Here is a 21,429-nt window from a genome sequence, read left to right on the forward strand (position 1 = left end):
GGGTTCCGCCGATGCGGCGCCGGCTGCGAACAGCCCGGCCGCGGCGACGGAGGCGAGAAGTTTGAGCTTCATAGCTTCCTCACTGTGTGAATGCGCGAAGCTGCGCACTAGCACAGCATTCGCGATCCAAACGGCGTGGCTGGCGCCCGGTTCCGCTCCCGGATTATGATTGTGTCCACTGTGGCGCCATTTCAACACATTGGACGCCCGCGAAAGGAAGCGATTATGACGATGCGGTTCGACGGACAGGTGGCGATCGTGACGGGGGCCGGCGGCGGTCTGGGGCGCGAACACGCCCTGGCGCTGGCGGCGCGCGGAGCCAGGGTGGTAGTCAACGACCTGGGCGGGGCGCGCGACGGCTCGGGCGGATCGGCGACGGCGGCCGAGGCCGTGGTCGCCGAGATCGAGGCCGCGGGCGGCGAAGCTATGGCCAATGCGGCCTCCGTCACCGACGCCGCCGCCGTCCAGGCCATGGTCGATCAGGTCATGGCCAGATGGGGCCGGATCGACATTCTGGTGAACAACGCCGGCGTCCTGCGCGACAAGTCGTTCGCCAAGATGGAGCTGGAGGACTTCCGCTTCGTCGTCGACGTTCACCTGATGGGGGCGGTCAACTGCACCAAGGCGGTGTGGGAGATCATGCGGGGTCAGAACTATGGCCGCATCGTGATGACCACCTCGTCCTCGGGCCTTTACGGCAACTTCGGCCAGTCGAACTATGGCGCGGCCAAGATGGCGCTGGTCGGGCTGATGCAGACCCTGTCCATCGAGGGCGCCAAGAACGATATCCGCGTCAACTGCCTGGCGCCCACCGCCCACACCCGCATGACTGAGGACCTGGGCGCGGCCCTGCCGCTGGAGGCGCTGGCCCCGGCCCTGGTGACGCCGGGCCTTCTGTATCTGGTCAGCCGAGACGCCCCGACCCGCGCCATCCTGGCTGCCGGCGCCGGCGGGTTCGAGCGCGCCTATGTCACCTTGACCCAAGGCGACTTCATCGCCGGCGACGACGCGCCCGATCAGGTCGCCGCCCGCTTCGACGCCATTTCGGACCGCGCCGGCGAGATCGTCCCGGATATGGGCGCCGCCCAGGGCATGATCGAACTGACCAAGGCCCAGAAGGCGCACGGCGGCTGAATACGAAGGCGCCTTGCGTTGACGCGACGTGAGGCGCCTATCGTCGTCACAGAGGAAACCGGCCTCAAGTAGCGCGAACGCGCGATAGGCCAAACAGAAATGGCCTTGATCAGCGCGAACGCGCGACAGGCCCAGCATAGAGAGCATCCATGCGCGAAGCCGTCATCGTCTCCACCGCCCGCACCCCCATCGGGCGCGCCTATCGCGGCGCCTTCAACGACACCCAGGCGCAAAGCCTCGGCGCCCATGCGGTCAGACACGCGGTTCAGCGCGCCGGCGTCGATCCGGCCGAGATCGAGGACGTCGTCATGGGCGCGGCCCTGCAGCAGGGTTCGACCGGAACCAATGTGGCCCGCCAGATCGCCCTGGCCGCCGGCCTGCCCTCCTCCGTTCCCGGCATGAGCCTGGACCGCCAGTGCGCGTCCGGCCTGATGGGCATCGCCACGGCGGCGAAACAGGTCGTCTTCGACCAGCAGAAGATGGCGGTCGGCGGCGGCCTGGAAAGCATCTCCCTGGTCCAGAACCAGCACATGAACCTGTACCGGATGAAGGACGAGGCGCTGCTGAAGCTGTCGCCCCACATCTATATGTCCATGCTGGAGACGGCCGAGGTGGTGTCGCGCCGCTATGGCGTGTCGCGCGAGCGTCAGGACGCCTACGCGCTTCAGTCCCAGCAACGCACCGCCGCCGCCCAGGCCGCCGGCCGGTTCGACGCCGAGATCGTGCCTATGATCACGACCATGCTGGTCATGGACAAGGCGACCGGCCAGACCTCGTCCAAGGACGTCACCCTGTCCAAGGACGAGGGCAACCGCCCCGACACCACCCTGGAAGGGCTTCAGGCGCTCAAGCCCGTCTTCGGCGACGGCGAGGAGATCCAGACGGGCGAGTTCGTCACGGCCGGCAACGCCTCTCAGCTGTCGGACGGCGCCTCGGCCGTCGTGGTGATGGAGGCCGGCGAGGCGGTGAAGCGCAATCTTCAACCGCTCGGCGCCTATCGCGGCATGGCCGTCGCGGGCTGCGAGCCGGACGAAATGGGCATCGGCCCCGTTTACGCGGTGCCGAAGCTGCTGAAGCGCCACGGCCTGACCGTGGACGACATCGGCATCTGGGAGCTGAACGAGGCCTTCGCCGCCCAGGTCCTGTATTGCCAGGATCAGCTGGGCATTCCCGACGAGCGTCTGAACGTCTCGGGCGGCGCCATCTCCATCGGCCACCCCTACGGCATGTCCGGCGCCCGCATGACCGGCCACGTCCTGATCGAGGGCAAGCGTCGCGGCGCCAAATACGGCGTCGTCACCATGTGCATCGGCGGCGGGATGGGGGCGGCGGGACTGTTCGAGATCTTCTGAGACACCCACCTGTCTCCTCCCCATTTCATGGGGAGGTGGCTCGTAGCGAAGCGGAGAGACGGAGGGGCTCTTCGCCGCATCGCAAACGTCTTCGGAACCTCAAGAGCCCCTCCGCCGCTTAGCCTGTCCTCGGGCTCGCCTTTGGCGAGACCCGGGGGTGGTCCCCTTCCCACAGGTGGGGAGGAGACGCCTCAGACCTTCTCGCTGATCTTGATCGCCGCCCGGCATCCCGCCTTGATCACGCCCGACAGCAGCCGATAGGCCGGCGCCTCGCGGCTGCCGTGTTCGACGGCGTGGTCGTGATGGGCCAGTTCCTCGTCGCGGAACTGTTTCAGCTCGGCGGCCAGGGCCGGGTCACGGTCGCCGATCTCGGCGATCTGGTCGGCATAGTGTTTCTCGATCACGCTCTCGACCGCCTCGGTGCAGGCGTGGGCGGCCTTTTCCCCCATCAGCGCCGTGCCGGCGCCCAAAGCCGAGGCCGCGATCCGCCACAGGGGCGTCATGACCGTGGGACGCACCCGGCGCTCGTTCAGCAGCCGGTTGAAACGGTCCAGATGCACCGCCTCCTGATCCTGCATCTCCGACAGGTCGCGCACCATGTCGCCATGGGCCTTGCGCCCCTCGAACACGGCCTTCTGCGCCCGGTAGATCAGGACCGCCGCATACTCCCCCGCATGATCGACGCGCAGAATCTCGTCCATCCGGGCCTTGTCGGCGCCCTGTCCGGGACGGGGAAGAGGAATGGAGCCGCTCATGTCTGCGTCAGGCCTTTTCGATCCGAGGCGCGCGGGCGTCCTTGGGCCGTTTGGCGGCCAGCAGGCTGAACACGGCCAATGCGGCGCTGATGATCGCATTCCACCCGGCCATCGACAGACCCAGCCAGCTCCAGGCCACGTCGCCGCAGCCGATCACCTTGACGACCGGCCCCGTGCCCAGCGCCAGCGCCGCCAGACTGTCCATGTCTATGGCGCCGCCTCCGGGCGAACAGGTCGCCGGCAGGGCCCACCACTTGTATTCGCCGCCCATGTGGAAGACGGCCGTGATCGCCCCCGTGGCGAAGATGGCGGCCAGCAGGAAGGCGGCGATGCGCGGCGTACCGCGTCGTCCGCCGCTGAACAGGGTCCAGGCCGTGGCCAGCCCGCCCACCGCGACGGCGGCCCAATAGACCTCGCGCTGCTTCAGGCACAGATTGCACGGCGCCAGGCCGCCAAAGCGCTCGAACGCATGGGCGGCGCCCAGCATGGCCAGCGACGCGGCCAGGGCGAAGGCGGTCCACCAACGGGTCAGAAGGCGATAGGCGTCTGTCATCGTGCTTCGCTCTTACCGCGCCCGCCCGCATCCGTCGACTTACAGAACCTTCAGCACGACGATCAGCCCGACCAGGGCGACCAGACCCACCCCGGTCCACAGCGCCAGCCGCTTCTCCACCTGGGCCAGCATGGCCGGACCCCAGCGTTTCAGGATCCACGCCTCCAGGAAGAACCGCCCGCCCCGCGTCGCCACCGACGCCGCGATGAAGACCGGGAAACTGAACGCCGCCAGGCCCGAGGCGATGGTCACAAGCTTATAAGGAATGGGCGTCAGTCCCTTGATCAGAATGACCCACAGCCCCCACTGGTCGAACCACTGACGGAACTGCTCCAGCCCGTCCGAATGGCCCAGCACCCGCATGATGGCCAGTCCCAGATCGGTCAGGAAATAACCGATGGCGTAGCCCAGCATGCCGCCCAGCACCGAGGCGACGGTGCACACAGCAGCATAGAAATACGCCTTCTGCGGCCGCGCCAGGATCATCGGCGCCAGCATCACGTCGGGCGGAATCGGAAAGAACGAACTCTCGGCGAAGGAGACGACGGCCAGGGCCTTGGTCGCGTGCCGGCTGCGGGCCAGTTCGAACACGCGGTCATACAGTTTGCGAAGCATGGGAATCCTCGGCGTCGACCCGACGCCCTTTGACGACGCCGATAACACGCCGCGCGCCGCTGCGTCATCCGTCCGCGCCTGACGCAAACCGTCGCTGGAGCCGAAAGCGATTCCAAGTCCAACATCGCCGCGAAATCGCCTGAATCGAAAACGCCAGTATGCTGACGCTTACGCTCCAGGAGTTCGGAACTAGATGAAGACGAAGCGGATCGAAGCGCTGGCCGTCGGCCTGACCCTGGGCCTGGGCCTGGGCCTGGGCCTGACCCCAGCATTGGTCGCCCCGGCCCAGGCTCAGCAGGCGGCGACCATCCAGGCGCGCACCGCGCCGGGCGGCGTCGCCGTAACCTGGCGGCTGGCCCAGCCGACCACCGAGGTCGCCTTCCTGGACCCCAATATCATCCGCACCTTTTGGACGGTGACCACGCCCGGCCTGAGCCTGACGGACGGGGCGGTGAAGTCCGACCGGCCCTTCGACACCTTCGAAATCCTGATCGCGCCTGACGCGGCCGAGGTCGACCGCGTCTATATGGGCTTGACGCGCGTCGGCGCGGGCCATGTCCTTTACGGCCCCGGCCTGGCGCTGAAGGGCATAGACGCCGAACTGACCGCGCAGCCAGCCGCGCGCGAAACCACCCTGCCCCAGACCCACGCGATCAAGGGCTACGCCTATCTGGGCCCAGAGGCGGCGGTCACGCGCCGGGACGGGGGGACTGTGGTGTCCGGCGCCTCTGTCCCCGCATCGCTGTCCAGGCTGATGAGCGACGGCTTCCTGGCGGCGCAGACCTTCTATGGCGCACGGCTTGGCCGCGATTTGCCCTATCGGCCCGTCCTGATCGTCACCACCGACAGCCCCGGCCCCTCGACCTTTCGCGGCGACGTCACCGACACGGGCGTCATCTCCACCCGTTTCTTCGGCGCGTCCTGGGATCCGCCGGCCGAGGATGTGGCGGGCCCCCTGTCCACCTTCGTCTGGCATGAGACCTTCCACCTGTGGAACGGCCACGGCCTTACGGTGAAGGACGGCGATACGGCGCCTTGGTTGCATGAGGGCGGGGCCGAATACGGCGCCATGGTCGCCGCCGCCTCATCGGGCGTCATCGACGACGCCCAGGCCAGATCGTCGCTGGCCGAGCGACTGAACGGTTGCCGTTCGGCGCTCAAGGATCGCGACTACAATCCCCGGCGGCTTCAATCCGGCTCGGGCATCTATGACTGCGGCGTTGTGATCCAGTGGATCGCCGATCTGGAGGCCCGCCAGGCTTCCCAAGGCCGGCGTGACATCCTTGATGTGTGGAAGACGATGCTGGACGCCGGGCGCGCCGGCGACGGCTATGGCGTGGCGGATTTCCGCGCCCTGCTGCCCGCCGACAGCGGCGTGAACATTCTGCTGGACGGTCCCGGTGCGGACCGATGGACGGGAATCGAGGCGCGGCTGACGGCCCTGGGCGTCGCCCTGAAGGACGAACCTAGTCGAGGCGACTATCGTCGCGCGGCCCTGTTCCACATGAACGACCAGAATTGCACCGGCGGCTCGACAGGCTTCTATCAGGTTCCAGAAGGCATCAAGCTCGACACCACCGAGAAATGCGGCGTCCTGGCCGGGTCGCCGATTATCGCCGCCATAGAGGATCACGACCCCTACGCCGACGCCCAGGGCATGTTCTTCGCCATCCAGGCCCGCTGCGCAGCCGAATTGCCGGTGCGCTATCGGTTCCAGGACGGCCGATCGGTCGAGGCCGTCTGCAAGGCCCCCCTGGCCACGCCCAAAGCCTGGGTCGTTACGGCGGCCCCGTCTTTGAAGACGCGCAGCGCCTGACGCAAACCGTCGCTGGCGCCACGCCCGGTCATCACGTCCCCGTGGCTTCGTCTTGGCTCCGTCGCCTTGCACGACTAGGTTCCGCGCCAATCGGCGGCCCCTTTCGGGTAAGACCGCCTCAAAATCTGTGCGGGAGACGCGCCATGAACGACATGACCAAGGCCGAAGTCGAGAAGCTGGATCTGGAGAACCCCCTCGGCGTCGACGGTTTCGAATTCGTCGAATTCACCGGGCCAGAGCCCAAGGCGATGATCGCGCGCCTGGAGACGATGGGCTTCACCCAGACCCATGTGAACCCCAAGACCGACGTCGTTAGGCTGAAACAGGGCGACATCAGCTTCCTGGTGCACCGTTCGCCGGCCGCTCACGCCGCCGACTTCGCCCGCGACCACGGCCCCTCGGCCAACGGCATGGCCTTCCGCACCACCGACGCCAAGGCCGCCTACGAGGGCGCGGTCCAGCGCGGCGCCAAGCCGGCCGAGGGCGTGAACGGCGGGGCGCTGGGCGACGACTATCCCTACATTCTGGAGGGCATCGGCGGCAGCCTGCTCTATGTCATCGACCAGTATGGCGACGCCGGCTCCCTGTACGACGCCTGGGACGAGATCGAGGGCTGGGAAGAGGCCGAGCGCAAGAACAACGTCGGCCTGGAGGTGCTGGACCACCTGACCCACAATGTCCGTCGCGGCCAGATGCGCACCTGGTCGGGCTTCTACGGCTCGGTGTTCAACTTCGAGGAGCAGAAGTATTTCGACATCAAGGGCAAGGCGACCGGCCTGTTCTCCCAGGCCATGATCGCGCCAGACCGCGCCATCCGCATCCCGCTGAACGAAAGCCAGGACGAGAACTCCCAGATCGAGGAGTTTATCCGTCGCTACAACGGCGAGGGCATCCAGCACATCGCCCTGACCACCGAGAACATCTTCGAGACGGTCGAGGCCATGCGCGAGCGCGGCGTCGATTTCCAGGACACCATCGAGACCTATTTCGAACTGATCGACAAACGCCTGCCGGGCCACGGCGAGGACGTGGAGCGGATGCGCAAGAACCGCATCCTGATCGACGGTTCGGACGAGGAAGGCCTGCTGCTGCAGATCTTCACCCAGGACGCCTTCGGCCCGATCTTCTTCGAGATCATCCAGCGCAAGGGCAACGAAGGCTTCGGCAACGGCAACTTCCAGGCCCTGTTCGATTCCATCGAACTGGACCAGATCCGTCGCGGCGTCATCAAGGTCGACGCCTGAATGAAGATGCGGCCGCCGACATGGCTGCCCTGGCTCGGCCCGGTCCTTGCGGCCGGCGCCGGGGCCCTGGCGGGCGAATACTGGCTGGGGGGCGGGTTCTGGGTGGTGCTGTTCACCGCCCTGGCCTGCGGATTCGCGCCCATCTTGGGCTATCAGGTGTGGAAGCGGCTGCACCACCGGGGGTGAGGGGCGGAGATTGGCGCTGGTCAGAGAGTGACTGGATCGAGGGTCTGTTGTGGATGGTCAGCGGGCGCTTTAATCAGACCCCGCCTCCGTAGAAAAAGAAATAAGGCAGCACTGCGAGAAGTGTGATGACAGCTACCGCCCATTGGACACGCTTGATCCGCCTATAGGCGCTTCCCATCCACCCGAAGATGAGGAGCAAGGTGATAACACCGAACGGGCCGACGATTAGCCAGTCGATCTGACCAAGCCTCGGATAGCCGGGAGACTGTTGGGCCGCGACGCCAACCAGCAACATTCGGCCGAAAAGCAGGATTGCTCCCCAAATCGTCACGGCAACAATAGTTAGGATATCGGCGATCCGCATACTTCGAGAATGCGAGCACGCACGAAAGTCCGCAATGGTCGATTTGCTACCCAGCCTATTCGCCTCAAAGCGGTCTTCCCCTCATGGGCGGCACCCTCTGACTCTGACCCGCCATCCTATCGCCCGAGGCCAACATGTTGATTAAACAACATTTCCGATTTTCTTAGGCCAATCGACCTGACACGCTCGAACACGGCGTTACAATGCGACGAACCGGCGTCCCTTGGAAAAGTGCACTGATTGCACTCTGTTTTAATGCGCGGAGGGGTTTCACGATGCGTATCGCCTGTTCGGGACTGATTGCACTCTTTGCACTGTGTTTTTCCACGGCCCAGGCCCAGGACGCCGCGCCGCGCTGGTCCCTGGCGATCCACGGCGGGGCGGGCGTGATCGAGCGGTCCAGCCTGACGCCCGAGCAGGACGCGGCCTATCGCGCGGCGCTGCAAGGCGCGCTGGACGCCGGGTCGGCCGTGCTGAAAAGCGGCGGCTCGGCGCTGGATGCGGTCCAGGCCGCCGTTCAGGTCATGGAGGACGATCCCCTGTTCAACGCCGGGCGCGGGGCGGTCTTCACCGCGGCCGGCCGTAACGAGTTGGACGCCGCCGTCATGAACGGATCGGACCTGACCGCCGGGTCCGTCGCCGGCCTGACCACCACCCGTCACCCCGTCGCCGCCGCCCGCGCCGTGATGGAGCGGTCGCCCCACGTCATGCTGATCGGCCCCGGCGCCGACGCCTTCGCCGCCCAGGCCGGGCTGGAGCAGGTCGATCCGTCCTATTTCTTCACCGAGCGGCGCTGGCAGGGTCTGGTCAAGGCCCTGACCGAGGCCGGCCAGCCTGTGCCGCCCCGTCCCGTCGGCGCTGCAATTCCCGGCGCTCAGGCCGCCCTGCCCGCCCCGCCGCTGAACGAGAAGAAGTTCGGCACGGTCGGAGCCGTGGCCCTGGACGCGCAAGGCCGTCTGGCGGCGGGCACCTCGACCGGCGGCACGACCGCCAAACGCTGGGGCCGGGTCGGGGACGTGCCGGTGATCGGCGCAGGCACCTATGCCTCCAACGCCGACGGCTGCGCCGTGTCGGCCACCGGCGACGGCGAATATTTCATCCGCGCCACCGTCGCCCGCGACATCTGCGCCCGGATCGGCTCGGCGACCGCGCCCGACGCGGCCGCGCAGGCCGAGATCGACGAGGCCAGAACGCTGGGCGGCTTAGGCGGCGTCATCGTCATGACCACGACCGGCGCCCCCGTCTTCGCCATGTCCACCTCCGGCATGTATCGCGCCGCCGCCGCCTCCGACACGCCGCCCCGCGTCGCCATCTATGCCGACGAACCTTGAGCCTTTTCCTTTTTCGTCATCCTCCGGGCCGCGCAGCGGAACCGGGGGACCCAGCGGCGCCGAAGGCGAAATCCATCCGCATCGCGATGTCGGACAGTCATAGCCGCGACAGGTTCGCGCTCGCGCGCGCCGCTGGGTCCCCCGATCTGCGCCGCTGGCGCGGCTTGTCGGAGGATGACGAAAGTGCATTGCAGACGAATTAGACTCTCTTTTTTCCAGACTGAATTCCATGCCCGCATCCGACGACGAACTGACCCAGATGGCCAACGAGGAGCTGGACGCCGCCTGCGCCATGCCCTTCGTCGAGGTCAGGAAGATCACCCCCTGGGGCGACAGCTACGAAGGCTTCGCCCCGTCCGGCCGCACGGTCGAGATCGAGCGCCGCTACCTTTGGGCCGTCGAGCCCGAGGGCGGCGTCATCGTCGAGGTCGAGGTGCGCGACCGCGCCGCGCGAACCGGCGCCGAGGCCCGCGCCCTGCTGACCGCCGCCGATTGATCCGCCCGGTTCCCAATCCCGCAAATCCGGTCTAGGCCTGACGTCATGAAACTCGCCTCGCTCAAGCACGGCCGCGACGGCCGCCTCGTGGTCGTCTCCCAGGACCTGAACTGGTTCACCGACGCCTTCCTGATCGCCCCCACCCTGCAGGCGGCGCTGGACGATTGGGAGAACTGCGGCCCCCGCCTTCAGGCCCTGGCCGAGAGCCTGGAGCACGAGGGCGTGCCGCGCGGCCGCTTCCACGAGCGCGACGCCGCCTCTCCCCTGCCCCGCGCCTATCAGTGGGCCGACGGCTCGGCCTATGTGAACCATGTGGAGCTGGTGCGTAAGGCGCGCGGCGCGGAGATGCCCGACAGCTTCTGGACCGATCCCCTGATGTATCAGGGCGGCTCGGACGGCTTCCTCAGCCCTCGCGACGTCATTCCGTTGGCGGACGAAAGCTGGGGCTGCGACCTGGAAGCCGAGATCGTGGTCGTGACCGGCGATGTGCCGCAAGGCGCGACGCGAGACGAGGCTCTGGCCGCCATCCGCCTAGTCGGCCTGGTCAACGACGTCTCGCTCAGGAACCTGATCCCGGCCGAGCTGGCCAAGGGCTTCGGCTTCGTCCAGTCCAAGCCCGCCAGCGCCCTGTCGCCCGTCCTGGTCACGCCCGACGCCCTGGGCGACCGATGGAAGGACGGCAAGCTGCACGGAACCCTGTCGGTCCAGCTGAACGGCCAGGACTTCGGCCGCGCCGACGCCGGGGTGGACATGACCTTCGACTTCGGAACCCTGATCGCCCACCTGGCCAAGACCCGGTCGCTGGGCGCCGGGACCATCATCGGGTCGGGCACCGTATCCAACAAGGACGCCGACGGCGGCCCCGGCAAGCCGGTGTCGGAGGGCGGCCTGGGTTATAGCTGCATCGCCGAGGTCCGCACGGTCGAGACCATCCTGCGCGGCGCGGCCGAAACCCCCTTCCTCAAGCACGGCGACACGGTGCGGATCGAGATGCTGGACGACCGCCACCACACCCTGTTCGGCGCCATCGAACAGACGGTGGCCCCGCTTTCCAGCGTCGGATGACGGCGCTAGGGTGATCGCGTCGGCCTCGGGGGGAGGTCGCAAAAGGTCTTTGGGGAGAGACACGACGTGGCGCCTGAAAAACTGATCCCGCTGGCGATCATTCCGATCATGCTGGTGCTCGTCCTGCTGAAGAACCGGCGCAAGCGGGTGCTGAAGCCCCAGCTGCTGTGGATCATGCCGACCATCGTCGTGCCGCTGATCGGGTTGGGCATCTGGGGCTCGGCCCAGAACCCCCACATGGCGCACGCCCCCTTCGGCCCCGACGCCTGGGCCGTGCTGGTCGTCGGCGGAGTGCTGGGCGGGGTGGTCGGCTGGTATCGCGGCAAGACCGTCACCATAGAGCGCGAACCGAACGGCGTGCTGATGGCCCAGGCCTCGCCGCTGGGCCTGATCCTGCTGGTCGTGCTGTTCGCCGGCCGGTCCCTGCTGCGCGACCTGATCGAAAGCCACGCGGCCCAGTGGCATCTGAACGCCCTGGCCGTCACCGACGCCTTCCTGGTCTTCGCCATGGGCCTGATCGTCATGCAGCGCGTCGAAATGTACATCCGCGCCCGCCGCGTCCAGGCCGGCCGCCTGGACGAGCATGTGGAGGTCGTGGCGTGATCACGGGCCTATTGCTGGCGCTCGCTCAAGACGCCGCCGCACCGGACCTGGCTTGGACGACAGGCAAGCAGCCCAATCTGAGCGTGGCCTATATCGAATACGACGTCGGTCTGACGCTATCGGCCGTCTGCCAGAGCCGCAGCTTCACGCTGGCGTTAGGCGGCCTGCCGCCCGCGCGGGCCGACGCCAGCTATAGAAGGCTGGAGGTGAACCTCACAGACGACACTTTACGCGCGGGCGACTGGGCCGTGTCTTCGGATGGCGAACGCAGCGCCGCCCTCTCGACTGCGCCTGCGGTATATGCCCGCCGTCTATTGAAGACGCCACGCCTCACCGTTCGCGTGCCTGGCGACGACTCCACGCCGGCCCGCCGATATGAGTTGGACCTACCTGCCGATCCGGCGCCGCTCGCAGCGGTGATGACGGAGTGTGGAATTCCGCTGGAAAGCGCTTCTGACGCGACCTACGACCCCAGCATCTCGGTTATCACCTGGGATCGACCGCCGCAGATGGGCGTCCCGTCGCCCATGCCGTCGGTCACAAGCGGCAACGCCCTCATTCAATGCGCCGTGGATGCTCGGGGACGGCCGCAGAACTGCGTGTTGCTGGATGAGCAGCCCCCCCGCTCCGGTTTCGGAAGCTATGCGCTTCAGGCGGTTCGCACGGGTCGGGTTCGCCAGATCGACGGCAGCCCCTTCGAGCCGGGCGCGACATTCACCACACGAATGACGTTCAACGTCCAGGGATAGATCACTGGCACTAGACCCGCCTCGCCCCTCTGTGGCATGAGGCGGTCCTTCCGCTGCGGGCGTGGTGGAATTGGTAGACGCGCTGGACTCAAAATCCAGTTCCGAAAGGAGTGCCGGTTCGACCCCGGCCGCCCGCACCACTCTTTCTCGGTTCAGCCCAGCTGCCGATGGAAGAAGTCCGTCACATCCGCCAGCACCGTCGCCTTCTTCCTGAACAGGGGCGAGAATGTCGCGATCAGGTCGGCGTGATCCAGGCCGGGATAGAGTCTGGCTTGCGAGCGGCCGCCCACCGCCCGCATCCGTTCGTCCAGGATGATCGTGTCCTCGTCATGCACCACCGTGTCGGCCGTGCCGTGGCCCAGCCAGATCGGCGGCGCGTCGGCCCGCACGAAGGTCACGGGCTGGGTCAGGGTGGGGTCCGGCGCGCGGCCAAAGGCGTTCTTCGACGCCGCCACATCGAACGGCAGAAAGTCGTAGGGTCCGGCCAGACCCGCCGCCGCCTTGATCAGGTCGGGCTGGCCCACGGCGGCCATATAGCGGCGATCCAGGGCGATCATCAGGGCCAGATGCGCCCCGGCGGAATGACCCAGCACGCCGAGACGCTCAGGCTCGCCGCCATAGGCGCCCGCGACCTGGGCCGCCTTGGCCGTGGCGGCCGCCGCATCCTCGATGAAGGCCGGGAAGACGACCTGAGGCACGACCCGATAATCCGGCAGGGCCACCACGAACCCCTTGGCCGCCAGGGCCTGGGCGGCCCAGCCATACTGGTCGCGCGACCCGGAATCCCAGCCTCCGCCGTAGAAGAAGACCAGGGTCGGATAGGGGCCCGGCGCCGTGGGGGCGTAGAGGTCCATGCGCTGACGGGGATCGTCGCCATAGGCGATGTGGCGCGCGACGCGGCGCACGCCGGGATCGCGCGGCCCCAGGGTGTTCAACAGGTTCAGCGGCGAACAGGCCGCGGCGACGAACCCCAGGGCGGGGCGAACAGGCCGCGGCGGGTCATGCGTGATCTTCCATAGGCCTCAATACGTCCGAAGCGTCGATTCGGTCGTCATCCGACGCCGCACCCTAGCGCGCCCCGGCGATCAGGCGACCGCAGTCCGCGTCCTCCGCCAGACCCGGATCGACGAAGGCGAACAGGGCCGTGACCGGCGCCACCACCGCCCCAAGCAGACCGGCCAGCCCGCCCTGTCCCACCACGCTGCCGACATCGACCCCGACCTTGGGCGCGCTCAAGGCGCCGGAGACGGTGATCGGCGCCCACAGGCGCAGCAGGCGCGGCTTCTTGGATTCGCCCTCGATGCGCAGGTTCAGCGTCTCAGCCCCCAGGTCGATCGACCCCTTGCCCTGGGCCAGGACGACATCGGTGTCGATGACGAAGGTTCGGGCCGTCGCCGTGCCGTTGGCGACGCCGAAGTCGGCGACGGCGCAACGGATCTGGCTCTCGGACTGATCGCCGCTGAGCAGCTTCAGCAGGCCCGCGCTGGCGTTGATTCCCAGCAGTTCGGCGAAGGCCGCGCGCATCCGGCCGTTGGGCACCACCAGGCTCATCGACCCCTTGGAGGCGGCGGCGAAGTCGTGGATTGAGGCGCCCGGCCCCTCCAGCCGCGCCCGGCCCAGCGCACGCCCGCTCAAGGGAACCGAGCCGTTGCGCGCGGGAATGATCGATTCCAGCGGGTAGCCGGACAGTCGCAGGTCCACCGCATTGTAGGGCGTGTCCTTGGTCGCATTGATGCGGGCCGTGCCGTTCAGCTCGCCGCGATTGAAGTTGAAGCTGATGGGGTCCAGCTTCAGGATGCCGTCCTTCAGATCGGCGCCCAGATTGACCGCGCGCACATCGAACTGGTTCGCCTTCACCGCGACGGCGCGATAGGCCAGCGTGCCGTCCATGGTGCGCAGCCGTTCGGTCTGCAGCTTGGCGTCGGGCAACAGCTTGCCGCCCACGACGACCGGGGCTTCGGTATTGGTGCCTGCCGCATTGGTGCGGGTCCGCGCGCCCAGAACGGCGGCCAGATCGTCGATGTCCAGCCGACGCGACCGCAGGTCGGCGTCCACCCTCAGGCGCTGGGCGGCGTCCACCCGCACCTGGCCCGAAAGGTCCGACGCCCCGACCCGGCCGTCGAAATCCTTGAAGGTCCATACCCGCTCGTTGCGGTTCAGCGCCCCCGACAGCCGATAGGGCGGGGTGTTCGGCAGGGTCACGCCGGTCAGCAGATACAGGTCCGACAGGTCCCGTCCCTGCATCGTCAGGGTGGCGTCGAACCGCCCCAGGTCGAACGGGCGGGTGATCGCCCCCTTGGCCGTCAGGGACGATCCCGCCCCGCTGACATTGGCCTCGAACCGATAGGGGCGGTTGCGACGGATGTTGATGAAGGGGCCGCCCTCGATCTTCAGCGTCAGGGGCGATCCGTTGACCGTGCCGCGCCCCTCCAGCAGGAAGCCGGCGTTTCCGTTGGCCGCCTCTCGCGCATTGACGGCGGCCTGCAGAGTCATCTTTCGCCGCTGTTCGTCGAAGGACAGCTGACCGTCGGTGATGACCAGTTGCTGGATGACCGGCAGCTTCATCCCCTCGCCGGTGTCGGGCTTGTTCGGGTTCAGGTCCCAACTCTTGCGGCCGTCCTGGCTGGCGATCAACACAACCTGCGGCCGCGTGAAGCTGAGCAACGGCATTTCGATCTGACCGGCCAGCAGTTTGCGCAATCGCACCGAGGCGTGGATCTCGTCCACATCGGCCGTGTCCTGCTGGCGCGCCCAGTCCGGGCCGCCGATCTTCAAGCCTCGCACCACCGCCGAAGGGGTCCAGCTGAACAGATTGACGTCCAGGTCGCCGGTCAGGGCGATCTGGCGGTCGTATTTGGCCGAGGCCCAACGGCCGATCGGACCGCGCAGCATGTTCCAGTCGAACAGGGCCAGGAACAGCACCACCGCCAGCGTCAGGAAAAGAACGACCCCCAGCGCCCATTTTTCGGCCGCGCCCGGATGGCGGGCCGCCGCATAGACAGGATCGTTTTCGCGCACCCAATCGCGCCACACGCGCGCCCGCGCCACGTTCGGGGCCACCGCGCGACGATGGAAATCCGATCCGAAATCTCGCCAATTCAGGGGTTTGGACAAACGCACGCCTCCATGTCGGAAAGCAAACGCGCCACCGGCGGTTTGGCGCCGCAACGTCAACCTCGGCGTTCGATGTCGTCGATTTGACGTTTATCTGTCGTATATTCTTTACAATCGAAAAGATCGGCGCATATTTCGTCCGAGTCCTGATCTTAATTCGGGAAATGGAGGAGGTTTCCGATGATCCGTTTCGCTACGCCCGCCCTGATCGCCGCCGCCCTGATGGCCTCGGCCGCCCCGGCCCTGGCTCATTCGCCGCGAGAGGTGTCGCGCCAGACCCTGCGCGCCGAGACCCTGCAATCCGTCATGGTCTGCGGCGGCGATGCCGAGGCGCGCCGCGCCTATCAGCAGACCTATGGCGCGGCGCCGTTGTTCGTCACCGCTCAGGAAGCCCTGGCCGCGCGCCAGACGGGCCAGCGCTGGGCCACGCCGCGCTGCATGACCGCCCATCAGTACAACCGCCTGGCCGGCCCGGCGATCCAGCGCGCCTCGCTCTAAGCCGTTCGCGTCGAGACCAAAAAAAGAGGGGCGCGGTCGGCTGACCGCGCCCCTTTTCTATTGCCCGACCCGAGGACCGGATCAGCGCGCCGGCGTCAGATATTTGTTCAGCCAGCCAAAGACCTCGTTGTGCCACTGCAGGCTGTTGGCCGGCTTCAGCACCCAGTGGTTCTCGTTGGGGAAGACGATCAGACGGCTGTCGATGTTGCGGCCCTGCAGGGCGGTGAAGGTGGACAGGCCCTGGGCGGTCGGGATGCGGAAGTCGCGGTCGCCCTGAACCACCAGCATCGGCGTCTTCCAGTTGTCGACGTGATTGGCCGGGTTGAACTTCTGGTACCCCTCCGGGTTGCGCCACGGCGCGCCGCCGTATTCCCACTCGGTGAACCACAGCTCCTCGCTGGAATAGCCCATGGCGAAGGTGTCGAAGACTCCGTCGTGGTTGACCAGGCATTTGAACCCGTCCGACCAGTTGCCGGCGATCCAGTTGATCATATAGCCGCCGTAGGAGGCGCCGAGCGCGCAGGCGTTCTGGCCGTCCAGGAAGCCGTATTTCTGCTGGGCCGCCGCCCAGCCTTTCTTCAGATCCTCCAGCGGGCGGTCGCCCCAGTGCTGGCTGATCGCGTCGGTGAAGGCCTGGCCGTAGCCGGTCGAGCCGTGGAAATCGATCATCACCACCGCATAGCCCGCGCCCGCATAGGTCTCGGGGTTCCAGCGATAGGACCAGCCGTCGCCGAACGACCCCTGCGGCCCGCCGTGGATCAGGAAGGCGACCGGATATTTGCGGCCCTCGACGTAGCCGACCGGCTTGATGACATAGCCGTGGACCGTCTCGTTGTTCCAGCCGGCGAAGCTAAACTGCTCGTATTCGCCGAACTGTTTGGCGGCGAAGGCGGGGTTCGACTGCGTCAGGCGACGCGGCATCTCGCGGCCCAGATAGGTCTTGAAATACAGGTCGCCCGGCTCGCGCAGGCTGTCCTGGGCGAAGATGAAGCCAGAAGGCGTCTGCTGGAAAGCCGAGACGTGGCCGCTGCCTGTGATCGGCGTCACCACGCCGTTGCGCGTATCCACCGCGAACAGCTTGGTCGAACCGACGTCGCCGGCGGTCGTGTATAGGGTGTGGCCGTCGCGCGACCATTGCAGCGTATCGGCCGACCGATCCCAGTTCGAGGCGATCTCGCGCTTCTGGCCCGTGGCCACGTCCATCAGCACGATCTGATAGCGGTCCGCCTCGAAGCCCGGCCGCGCCATGGCGCGATAGGCCAGGGTGCGTCCGTCGGGCGAGAACACCGGGCCGGCGTCCCAGGCCTTGTTGTCCGCCGTCAGGTTGGTGAAGGTTCCGTCGCCAGTCAGGCCGTTGGTCTTCCAAAGGTCGAAGTTGGTGCTCCACGGCTCGGTCTGGCCCGCCAGGCGCGCCGAGAAGACCACGGCGTCGCCCGCCGGCGTGAAGACGAAATCGCTCTCGTCGCCGAACGGTTTGGAGGGCGTGTCGCCGTCGAAGCCCTTGGTGATCCAGGCCGGCGTTCCCGTCGCCTTGCCGTCGCGGCCGATGGACTGGACGAACAGATGGTTCTGGGTGTGATCGTTCCACGTATCCCAGTGGCGCACGAACATCCGGTCATAGACCTGGCCGGTCGTCTTCCGCTCGGCCATGGCCTTGCCCATCTCGACCGAGGCGTTCAGGTCGGCGGCGTTCGGATAGACGGCCAGCGAGGCCGCCACCTTGTCGCCCGTCGGGCTGACGCGATAGGCGTTCACGTCCAGCGGCAGGTTCGTCACCTGAACCGGCGCCGCCGTGGGCGAAGCCACGCGCCAGACCTGGCTGGTCCCCGACTTGCCCGACAGGAAGTACAGATTGCCGTCCCCGCCCCAGCGCGCGGTGTTCGCGCCCAGGTCCGAGATGGCCAGGCGGCGCGGCGCGGCGTCCGGCGTGTTCAGGTCCAGCATCCACAGGCTGCCCGCGCGGCGGTTGGCCTCCACATCCGTCGTCGTGACCGAATAGACGACATAGCGGCCGTCCGGCGACACCTGCGGATCGCCCAGCCGGTTGGCCGAGATCATGTCCTGATAGGTGAAGGCGTCCGACGTCGCCGGAACCGCCGGCTGCGGCGCGGGCGGAACCTGGGCCAGGGCCAGGCCCGGAACGGCGCTGATCAGGGCGACGGCCGCGCAGGCGGCGGACAGAAGGGAACGGTGGCGCATGGGCTCTTCCTCGGAAATCTCGCTGCGGCATGGCGTAGCACCGCCGTTCGCCGGGCGGAAGTTGTCGCGAGCGGACACGAACGACGCCGGCCCTCACACCCCATCTTGCCCCCTCCCACCGAACCGGCGACAAGCGGTGATCCATGATCGCCGCCTCCACCCCCGCCAGACGCCAGCCGCACATCGTCGATGCGCTGATCGCCGAACGTGCGCCGCGCCTGACCGCCTCGCCCTTCTGGCCCGTGGTGCGGCCGGCGCTTTACGGGGTGCTGGGCTATGGGGCGGCGGTGCGGATGGCCGACGCCATTCGGGACCTGTCGGGGGTGGAGACCTTCGACTATGTGTCCGACCTGCTGAAGCTGAAGGTCGCGACCACCCATCTGGAGCGCCTGCCAGCCACGGGCCGCTGCATCGTGGTGTGCAACCACCCCACCGGCATCGCCGACGGGGTCGCCGTGTTCGACGCGATCAAGCGACGGCGCAGCGACATGATCTTCTTCGCCAACGCCGACGCCATCCGCGTCTCGCCCCGGCTGGACGAGACCATCATCCCCGTCGAATGGGTCCATGAGAAACGCACCCGCGAAAAGACCCGCGCCACCCTGAACGCGGCGAAAGAAGCGTTCCAGGCCGAACGCTGCGTGGTCATGTTCCCCGCCGGGCGTCTGGCGCGCGAGACGAACGGCGTTCTGACCGATCCCGAATGGGCGCCAACCGCCGCCTCGATGGCGCGCAAATACGATGCGCCGGTGATCCCTATACACGTCACCGGCCCCTACAGCCGCCTGTTCCACACCTTCGACCGCTTCTCGCAGGAACTGCGCGACGTGACCCTGTTCCACGAACTGCTGAACAAGGCGGGCAAGCCGTTTGGCGTCGATGTCGGCCTGCCCATCCCCGCCAAGCGGCTGGACGTGGACGCCGCCAAGGCGACCGAGGCGCTGAAACAGTTCACGGAACGGACCCTGGCCGCCAATCATGACGCGGTGTTCCCATGAAGATCGACCTGCCCGACGCCGAAGCCACCACCCGCCTGGGCCAGGCTATCGCCCCCCTGCTGGCGCCCGGCGACAGTCTGCTGCTCTACGGACCGCTGGGCATGGGCAAGTCGACCCTGGCGCGGGGCCTGATCCGCGCCCTGACCACGCCGGACGAGGATGTGCCCTCGCCCACCTTCACCCTGGTCCAGTTCTACGAGAGCGATCCGCCCGTCGCCCATTTCGACCTCTATCGCCTGACCCGTCCTGAAGAGGCGTTCGAGATCGGGCTGGACGAGGCGCTGGACGAGGGTTGCGCCGTCATCGAATGGCCCGAACGGCTGGGCGACGATCCCGGCCGGTTCTTAGGAGCGGACCAGCTGATCATCGAAATCTCCGAACAGGGCGAGGGCCGCCTTGCGACCGTTTCCGGCGTAGGCCGATGGGAAACGGGGGTGAAGGAACTGCATGTCTGACCGCGAAATCCTCCGTCTCGACTTCCTGAAGGCCGCCGGTCTGGCCGATGCCGTACGCGCGCCCCTGCCGGGCGACGCCTCCACGCGGCGCTACGAGCGCCTGACGCCGGCCAGCGGCCCGACCCTGATGCTGATGGATCAGGCGCCCGCCGCCGAGAGCCCGCCCGCCGATCCGAACTGGACGCCCGAGCAGCGTCATGCCGCCGGCTGGAACGCCGTCGCCCGCCTGTCCGCCGGGCGGATCGAGGCCTTCGCCGCCGTCGCCGCCCACCTGAAGTCGATGGGCCTGTCCGCCCCCGAAATCCCGGCGCTGAATGCGTCCAAAGGTCTGGCCGTGCTGGAGGATTTCGGCGATGACCTGTTCGCCCGCGTGATCGAAGACGGCGCCGACGAGACGCCGCTGTATCTGGCCGCCATCGAGGCCCTGGCTGTCCTGCACGAGGCCGGAACGCCGCCGCAGACCCTGCACGGCCCCGGCGGCGACTGGCCGCTGCTGACCTATGACGAGACGGCGCTGCAGGGCGGGGCCGATCTGTTCGTCGAATGGTTGCCGAAGCTGGATGATCGGGTGTCGTTCGATGACGCCGCCATCGCCGACTGGCGCGCGGCCTGGGCGCCCATCGTGGCCTCGGGCGCGGCGGGCGCCTCGGTCATGGCCCACCGCGACTATCACGCCGAGAACCTGATCTGGCTGCCCCGGCGCGACGGCGCGGCCCGCGTCGGCATGATCGACTTCCAGGACGCGGTGCGCGCCCACCCGTCGTGGGACATGCACTCCCTGCTTCAGGACGCGCGCCGCGACGTGTCGCCCGCGCTGGAGGCCCAGGCGCTGGACCGTTACTTCGCCCTGCGTCCCGACGTGGACCGCGCCGCCTTCATGGCCGATTACGCTGGCCTCGCCGCCCTGAACCAGGGGCGGATCATCGGCATCTTCGCCCGCCTGATCGCCCGCGACGGCAAGCCCCGCTACCGCCGGTTCCTGCCGCGCATGTGGCGGCATCTGAACGCCAATCTGGAACAACCGGCCCTGGCGCCCGTCGCCCGCTGGTTCGACCGCCATGTTCCAACCGAGGTGCGCGCATGACCGCCGCTCCAAAGACCGCCATGGTGCTGGCCGCCGGCCTGGGCACCCGGATGCGCCCCCTGACCGACGACCGGCCCAAGGCCCTGGTCGAGGTCCAGGGCCGCGCCCTGATCGACCATGTGCTGGACCGACTGGCCGACGCCGGGGTCGAAAAGGCGGTGGTCAACGTCCACTGGTTCGCCGACCGGCTGGAGGCGCATCTGGCGGCGCGCGGACGAGGGCCAAAGATCGTCATTTCCGACGAACGCGCCGAGTTGCTGGAGACCGGCGGCGGGCTGAAGAAGGCCCACCCCCTGCTCGGCGACGACCCGGTCTTCGTGGCCAACATCGACAGCGTCTGGATCGACCGGGGCGATGCGCTGGCCGATCTGGTCCGTCTGTGGAACCCCGAGACGATGGACGCCGCCCTGCTGCTGGCCCGGCGCGAAGGCTCCATCGGCTTCGAGGGCGACGGCGATTTCTTCCTGCGTAATGCCAGTTCTGGAGAGGGGGGCGGCCTGGCCTTCCGGGGCGCCGCCGCTTCGGCGCCCTACGCCTATATGGGCGTCCACATCACCCGGCCCGGATACGCCGACAACGGCTGCGACGGCCCCTTTTCCCTCAGTCCCCTGTGGCGCAAGTCCGCCGCACAGGGCCGCCTGTTCGGCTGCGTCCTCGACGGCGACTGGATGCACGTCGGCGATCCTCAGGCGCGGGATCAGGCCGAGGCGAAGCTGGCGGGCTTGGGGTGACGACGCCTCTCTTTTCCTCGTCATCCTCGGGCTTGTCCCGAGGATCCATACGCCCGGTGTTCGCCGGTGCGCACCGGCCTCGACTGA

Annotated in this window: 22 protein-coding genes and 1 tRNA gene; 16 read left to right on the plus strand and 7 right to left on the minus strand. The window is 67.7% G+C overall.

Annotated elements, in window-relative coordinates:
- Positions 1 to 225 precede the first annotated feature (225 nt).
- Together B3Z70_RS12260 and B3Z70_RS12265 are read left to right on the plus strand one after the other, a co-directional pair.
- On the plus strand, positions 226 to 1,134 hold the full coding sequence (locus B3Z70_RS12260; protein ID WP_292023053.1) for an SDR family NAD(P)-dependent oxidoreductase: 909 nt from the start codon (positions 226 to 228) through the stop codon (positions 1,132 to 1,134).
- A 149-nt stretch (positions 1,135 to 1,283) separates the two neighbouring features.
- Complete coding sequence (locus tag B3Z70_RS12265; protein WP_292045675.1) at positions 1,284 to 2,486, plus strand: acetyl-CoA C-acyltransferase; 1,203 nt, start codon at positions 1,284 to 1,286, stop codon at positions 2,484 to 2,486.
- A 191-nt stretch (positions 2,487 to 2,677) separates the two neighbouring features.
- On the opposite strand, the gene B3Z70_RS12270 is transcribed toward B3Z70_RS12265, so the two are convergent.
- From B3Z70_RS12270 to B3Z70_RS12280, 3 genes are read right to left on the minus strand one after another with little or no spacing between them, the layout of a single operon-like run.
- Positions 2,678 to 3,241 (minus strand): demethoxyubiquinone hydroxylase family protein, encoded by a 564-nt coding sequence (locus tag B3Z70_RS12270; RefSeq protein ID WP_292023058.1) that lies wholly within the window; start codon positions 3,239 to 3,241, stop codon positions 2,678 to 2,680.
- A 7-nt stretch (positions 3,242 to 3,248) separates the two neighbouring features.
- Positions 3,249 to 3,794 (minus strand): disulfide bond formation protein B, encoded by a 546-nt coding sequence (locus B3Z70_RS12275; protein WP_292045677.1) that lies wholly within the window; start codon positions 3,792 to 3,794, stop codon positions 3,249 to 3,251.
- Between the two features lie 39 nt (positions 3,795 to 3,833).
- Positions 3,834 to 4,409: a YqaA family protein gene (locus B3Z70_RS12280; RefSeq protein WP_292023061.1), complete on the minus strand. Its 576-nt coding sequence runs from the start codon at positions 4,407 to 4,409 to the stop codon at positions 3,834 to 3,836.
- Between the two features lie 193 nt (positions 4,410 to 4,602).
- Between B3Z70_RS12280 and B3Z70_RS12285 the strand changes: the two genes are divergently transcribed.
- From B3Z70_RS12285 to B3Z70_RS12295, 3 genes are all read left to right on the plus strand, one after another.
- Entirely contained in the window at positions 4,603 to 6,225 is a 1,623-nt protein-coding gene (locus tag B3Z70_RS12285) for a hypothetical protein (RefSeq protein WP_292045678.1), read from the plus strand.
- Between the two features lie 143 nt (positions 6,226 to 6,368).
- On the plus strand, positions 6,369 to 7,469 hold the full coding sequence (hppD, locus tag B3Z70_RS12290; RefSeq protein WP_292023067.1) for a 4-hydroxyphenylpyruvate dioxygenase: 1,101 nt from the start codon (positions 6,369 to 6,371) through the stop codon (positions 7,467 to 7,469).
- Positions 7,470 to 7,655 carry a hypothetical protein gene (locus B3Z70_RS12295; RefSeq protein ID WP_292023069.1) on the plus strand — a complete coding sequence of 62 codons (186 nt, stop codon included), beginning with the start codon at positions 7,470 to 7,472 and terminating at the stop codon, positions 7,653 to 7,655. It abuts the gene before it with no gap.
- 73 nt (positions 7,656 to 7,728) lie between these two features.
- Here the strand turns inward: B3Z70_RS12295 and B3Z70_RS12300 are convergent, their stop codons facing one another.
- Positions 7,729 to 8,019, minus strand: coding sequence for a hypothetical protein (locus tag B3Z70_RS12300; RefSeq protein ID WP_292023071.1), 291 nt, complete (start codon positions 8,017 to 8,019; stop codon positions 7,729 to 7,731).
- Positions 8,020 to 8,294: 275 nt separating this feature from the next.
- Between B3Z70_RS12300 and B3Z70_RS12305 the strand changes: the two genes are divergently transcribed.
- The 6 genes from B3Z70_RS12305 to B3Z70_RS12330 all read left to right on the plus strand — a co-directional run bounded on the left by B3Z70_RS12305 (position 8,295) and on the right by B3Z70_RS12330 (position 12,403).
- A complete protein-coding gene (locus B3Z70_RS12305) occupies positions 8,295 to 9,350 on the plus strand; it encodes an isoaspartyl peptidase/L-asparaginase family protein (protein ID WP_292023072.1) in 1,056 nt (351 codons plus the stop codon).
- 229 nt (positions 9,351 to 9,579) lie between these two features.
- On the plus strand, positions 9,580 to 9,846 hold the full coding sequence (locus B3Z70_RS12310; protein WP_292023074.1) for a hypothetical protein: 267 nt from the start codon (positions 9,580 to 9,582) through the stop codon (positions 9,844 to 9,846).
- A 45-nt stretch (positions 9,847 to 9,891) separates the two neighbouring features.
- Positions 9,892 to 10,911 (plus strand): fumarylacetoacetate hydrolase family protein, encoded by a 1,020-nt coding sequence (locus tag B3Z70_RS12315; protein WP_292023076.1) that lies wholly within the window; start codon positions 9,892 to 9,894, stop codon positions 10,909 to 10,911.
- A 66-nt stretch (positions 10,912 to 10,977) separates the two neighbouring features.
- Entirely contained in the window at positions 10,978 to 11,514 is a 537-nt protein-coding gene (locus B3Z70_RS12320; RefSeq protein ID WP_292023078.1) for a CcdC protein domain-containing protein, read from the plus strand.
- Positions 11,511 to 12,263 (plus strand): hypothetical protein, encoded by a 753-nt coding sequence (locus B3Z70_RS12325; protein WP_292023079.1) that lies wholly within the window; start codon positions 11,511 to 11,513, stop codon positions 12,261 to 12,263. Before B3Z70_RS12320 ends, B3Z70_RS12325 begins: the two co-directional genes overlap by 4 nt.
- Before the next feature lie 55 nt (positions 12,264 to 12,318).
- Positions 12,319 to 12,403, plus strand: a tRNA-Leu gene (locus B3Z70_RS12330).
- 12 nt (positions 12,404 to 12,415) lie between these two features.
- Here the strand turns inward: B3Z70_RS12330 and B3Z70_RS12335 are convergent.
- Both B3Z70_RS12335 and B3Z70_RS12340 read right to left on the minus strand, forming a co-directional pair.
- Positions 12,416 to 13,198: an alpha/beta hydrolase gene (locus B3Z70_RS12335; RefSeq protein WP_292045680.1), complete on the minus strand. Its 783-nt coding sequence runs from the start codon at positions 13,196 to 13,198 to the stop codon at positions 12,416 to 12,418.
- 133 nt (positions 13,199 to 13,331) lie between these two features.
- Positions 13,332 to 15,377 carry an AsmA family protein gene (locus B3Z70_RS12340; RefSeq protein ID WP_292023084.1) on the minus strand — a complete coding sequence of 682 codons (2,046 nt, stop codon included), beginning with the start codon at positions 15,375 to 15,377 and terminating at the stop codon, positions 13,332 to 13,334.
- A 180-nt stretch (positions 15,378 to 15,557) separates the two neighbouring features.
- Here B3Z70_RS12340 and B3Z70_RS12345 point away from each other — a divergent pair, with 180 nt between their 5' ends.
- On the plus strand, positions 15,558 to 15,875 hold the full coding sequence (locus tag B3Z70_RS12345; RefSeq protein ID WP_292023086.1) for a hypothetical protein: 318 nt from the start codon (positions 15,558 to 15,560) through the stop codon (positions 15,873 to 15,875).
- A gap of 81 nt (positions 15,876 to 15,956) precedes the next feature.
- Here B3Z70_RS12345 and B3Z70_RS12350 read toward each other — a convergent pair whose 3' ends face one another.
- Positions 15,957 to 18,074: an alpha/beta hydrolase family protein gene (locus B3Z70_RS12350; RefSeq protein WP_292023088.1), complete on the minus strand. Its 2,118-nt coding sequence runs from the start codon at positions 18,072 to 18,074 to the stop codon at positions 15,957 to 15,959.
- 143 nt (positions 18,075 to 18,217) lie between these two features.
- On the opposite strand from B3Z70_RS12350, the gene B3Z70_RS12355 reads away from it, so the two are divergent.
- The 4 genes from B3Z70_RS12355 to murU are packed head-to-tail and all read left to right on the plus strand — an operon-like array spanning position 18,218 to position 21,342.
- Positions 18,218 to 19,072: a GNAT family N-acetyltransferase gene (locus tag B3Z70_RS12355; protein ID WP_292023090.1), complete on the plus strand. Its 855-nt coding sequence runs from the start codon at positions 18,218 to 18,220 to the stop codon at positions 19,070 to 19,072.
- Positions 19,069 to 19,527, plus strand: a complete 459-nt coding sequence (gene tsaE / locus B3Z70_RS12360; RefSeq protein ID WP_292023092.1) for a tRNA (adenosine(37)-N6)-threonylcarbamoyltransferase complex ATPase subunit type 1 TsaE — start codon at positions 19,069 to 19,071, stop codon at positions 19,525 to 19,527. Before B3Z70_RS12355 ends, tsaE begins: the two co-directional genes overlap by 4 nt.
- Positions 19,520 to 20,611, plus strand: a complete 1,092-nt coding sequence (gene amgK, locus B3Z70_RS12365; protein ID WP_292023094.1) for an N-acetylmuramate/N-acetylglucosamine kinase AmgK — start codon at positions 19,520 to 19,522, stop codon at positions 20,609 to 20,611. Before tsaE ends, amgK begins: the two co-directional genes overlap by 8 nt.
- A gap of 20 nt (positions 20,612 to 20,631) precedes the next feature.
- Entirely contained in the window at positions 20,632 to 21,342 is a 711-nt protein-coding gene (murU, locus tag B3Z70_RS12370; RefSeq protein ID WP_292023096.1) for an N-acetylmuramate alpha-1-phosphate uridylyltransferase MurU, read from the plus strand.
- Positions 21,343 to 21,429: the final 87 nt, after the last annotated feature.

It is taken from the genome of Brevundimonas sp. UBA6550 (genome assembly GCF_002434505.1).
Lineage (GTDB): Bacteria > Pseudomonadota > Alphaproteobacteria > Caulobacterales > Caulobacteraceae > Brevundimonas.

Excerpts from the sequence above, each read along its gene's own strand:
- B3Z70_RS12260 (WP_292023053.1), top strand. The coding sequence starts at position 226 with ATGACGATGCGGTTCGACGGACAGGTGGCGATCGTGACGGGGGCCGGC.
- B3Z70_RS12265 (WP_292045675.1), top strand. The coding sequence starts at position 1,284 with ATGCGCGAAGCCGTCATCGTCTCCACCGCCCGCACCCCCATCGGGCGC.
- B3Z70_RS12270 (WP_292023058.1), bottom strand. The coding sequence starts at position 3,241 with ATGAGCGGCTCCATTCCTCTTCCCCGTCCCGGACAGGGCGCCGACAAG.
- B3Z70_RS12275 (WP_292045677.1), bottom strand. The coding sequence starts at position 3,794 with ATGACAGACGCCTATCGCCTTCTGACCCGTTGGTGGACCGCCTTCGCC.
- B3Z70_RS12280 (WP_292023061.1), bottom strand. The coding sequence starts at position 4,409 with ATGCTTCGCAAACTGTATGACCGCGTGTTCGAACTGGCCCGCAGCCGG.
- B3Z70_RS12285 (WP_292045678.1), top strand. The coding sequence starts at position 4,603 with ATGAAGACGAAGCGGATCGAAGCGCTGGCCGTCGGCCTGACCCTGGGC.
- hppD (WP_292023067.1), top strand. The coding sequence starts at position 6,369 with ATGAACGACATGACCAAGGCCGAAGTCGAGAAGCTGGATCTGGAGAAC.
- B3Z70_RS12295 (WP_292023069.1), top strand. The coding sequence starts at position 7,470 with ATGAAGATGCGGCCGCCGACATGGCTGCCCTGGCTCGGCCCGGTCCTT.
- B3Z70_RS12300 (WP_292023071.1), bottom strand. The coding sequence starts at position 8,019 with ATGCGGATCGCCGATATCCTAACTATTGTTGCCGTGACGATTTGGGGA.
- B3Z70_RS12305 (WP_292023072.1), top strand. The coding sequence starts at position 8,295 with ATGCGTATCGCCTGTTCGGGACTGATTGCACTCTTTGCACTGTGTTTT.
- B3Z70_RS12310 (WP_292023074.1), top strand. The coding sequence starts at position 9,580 with ATGCCCGCATCCGACGACGAACTGACCCAGATGGCCAACGAGGAGCTG.
- B3Z70_RS12315 (WP_292023076.1), top strand. The coding sequence starts at position 9,892 with ATGAAACTCGCCTCGCTCAAGCACGGCCGCGACGGCCGCCTCGTGGTC.
- B3Z70_RS12345 (WP_292023086.1), top strand. The coding sequence starts at position 15,558 with ATGATCCGTTTCGCTACGCCCGCCCTGATCGCCGCCGCCCTGATGGCC.
- B3Z70_RS12350 (WP_292023088.1), bottom strand. The coding sequence starts at position 18,074 with ATGCGCCACCGTTCCCTTCTGTCCGCCGCCTGCGCGGCCGTCGCCCTG.
- B3Z70_RS12355 (WP_292023090.1), top strand. The coding sequence starts at position 18,218 with ATGATCGCCGCCTCCACCCCCGCCAGACGCCAGCCGCACATCGTCGAT.
- tsaE (WP_292023092.1), top strand. The coding sequence starts at position 19,069 with ATGAAGATCGACCTGCCCGACGCCGAAGCCACCACCCGCCTGGGCCAG.
- amgK (WP_292023094.1), top strand. The coding sequence starts at position 19,520 with ATGTCTGACCGCGAAATCCTCCGTCTCGACTTCCTGAAGGCCGCCGGT.
- murU (WP_292023096.1), top strand. The coding sequence starts at position 20,632 with ATGGTGCTGGCCGCCGGCCTGGGCACCCGGATGCGCCCCCTGACCGAC.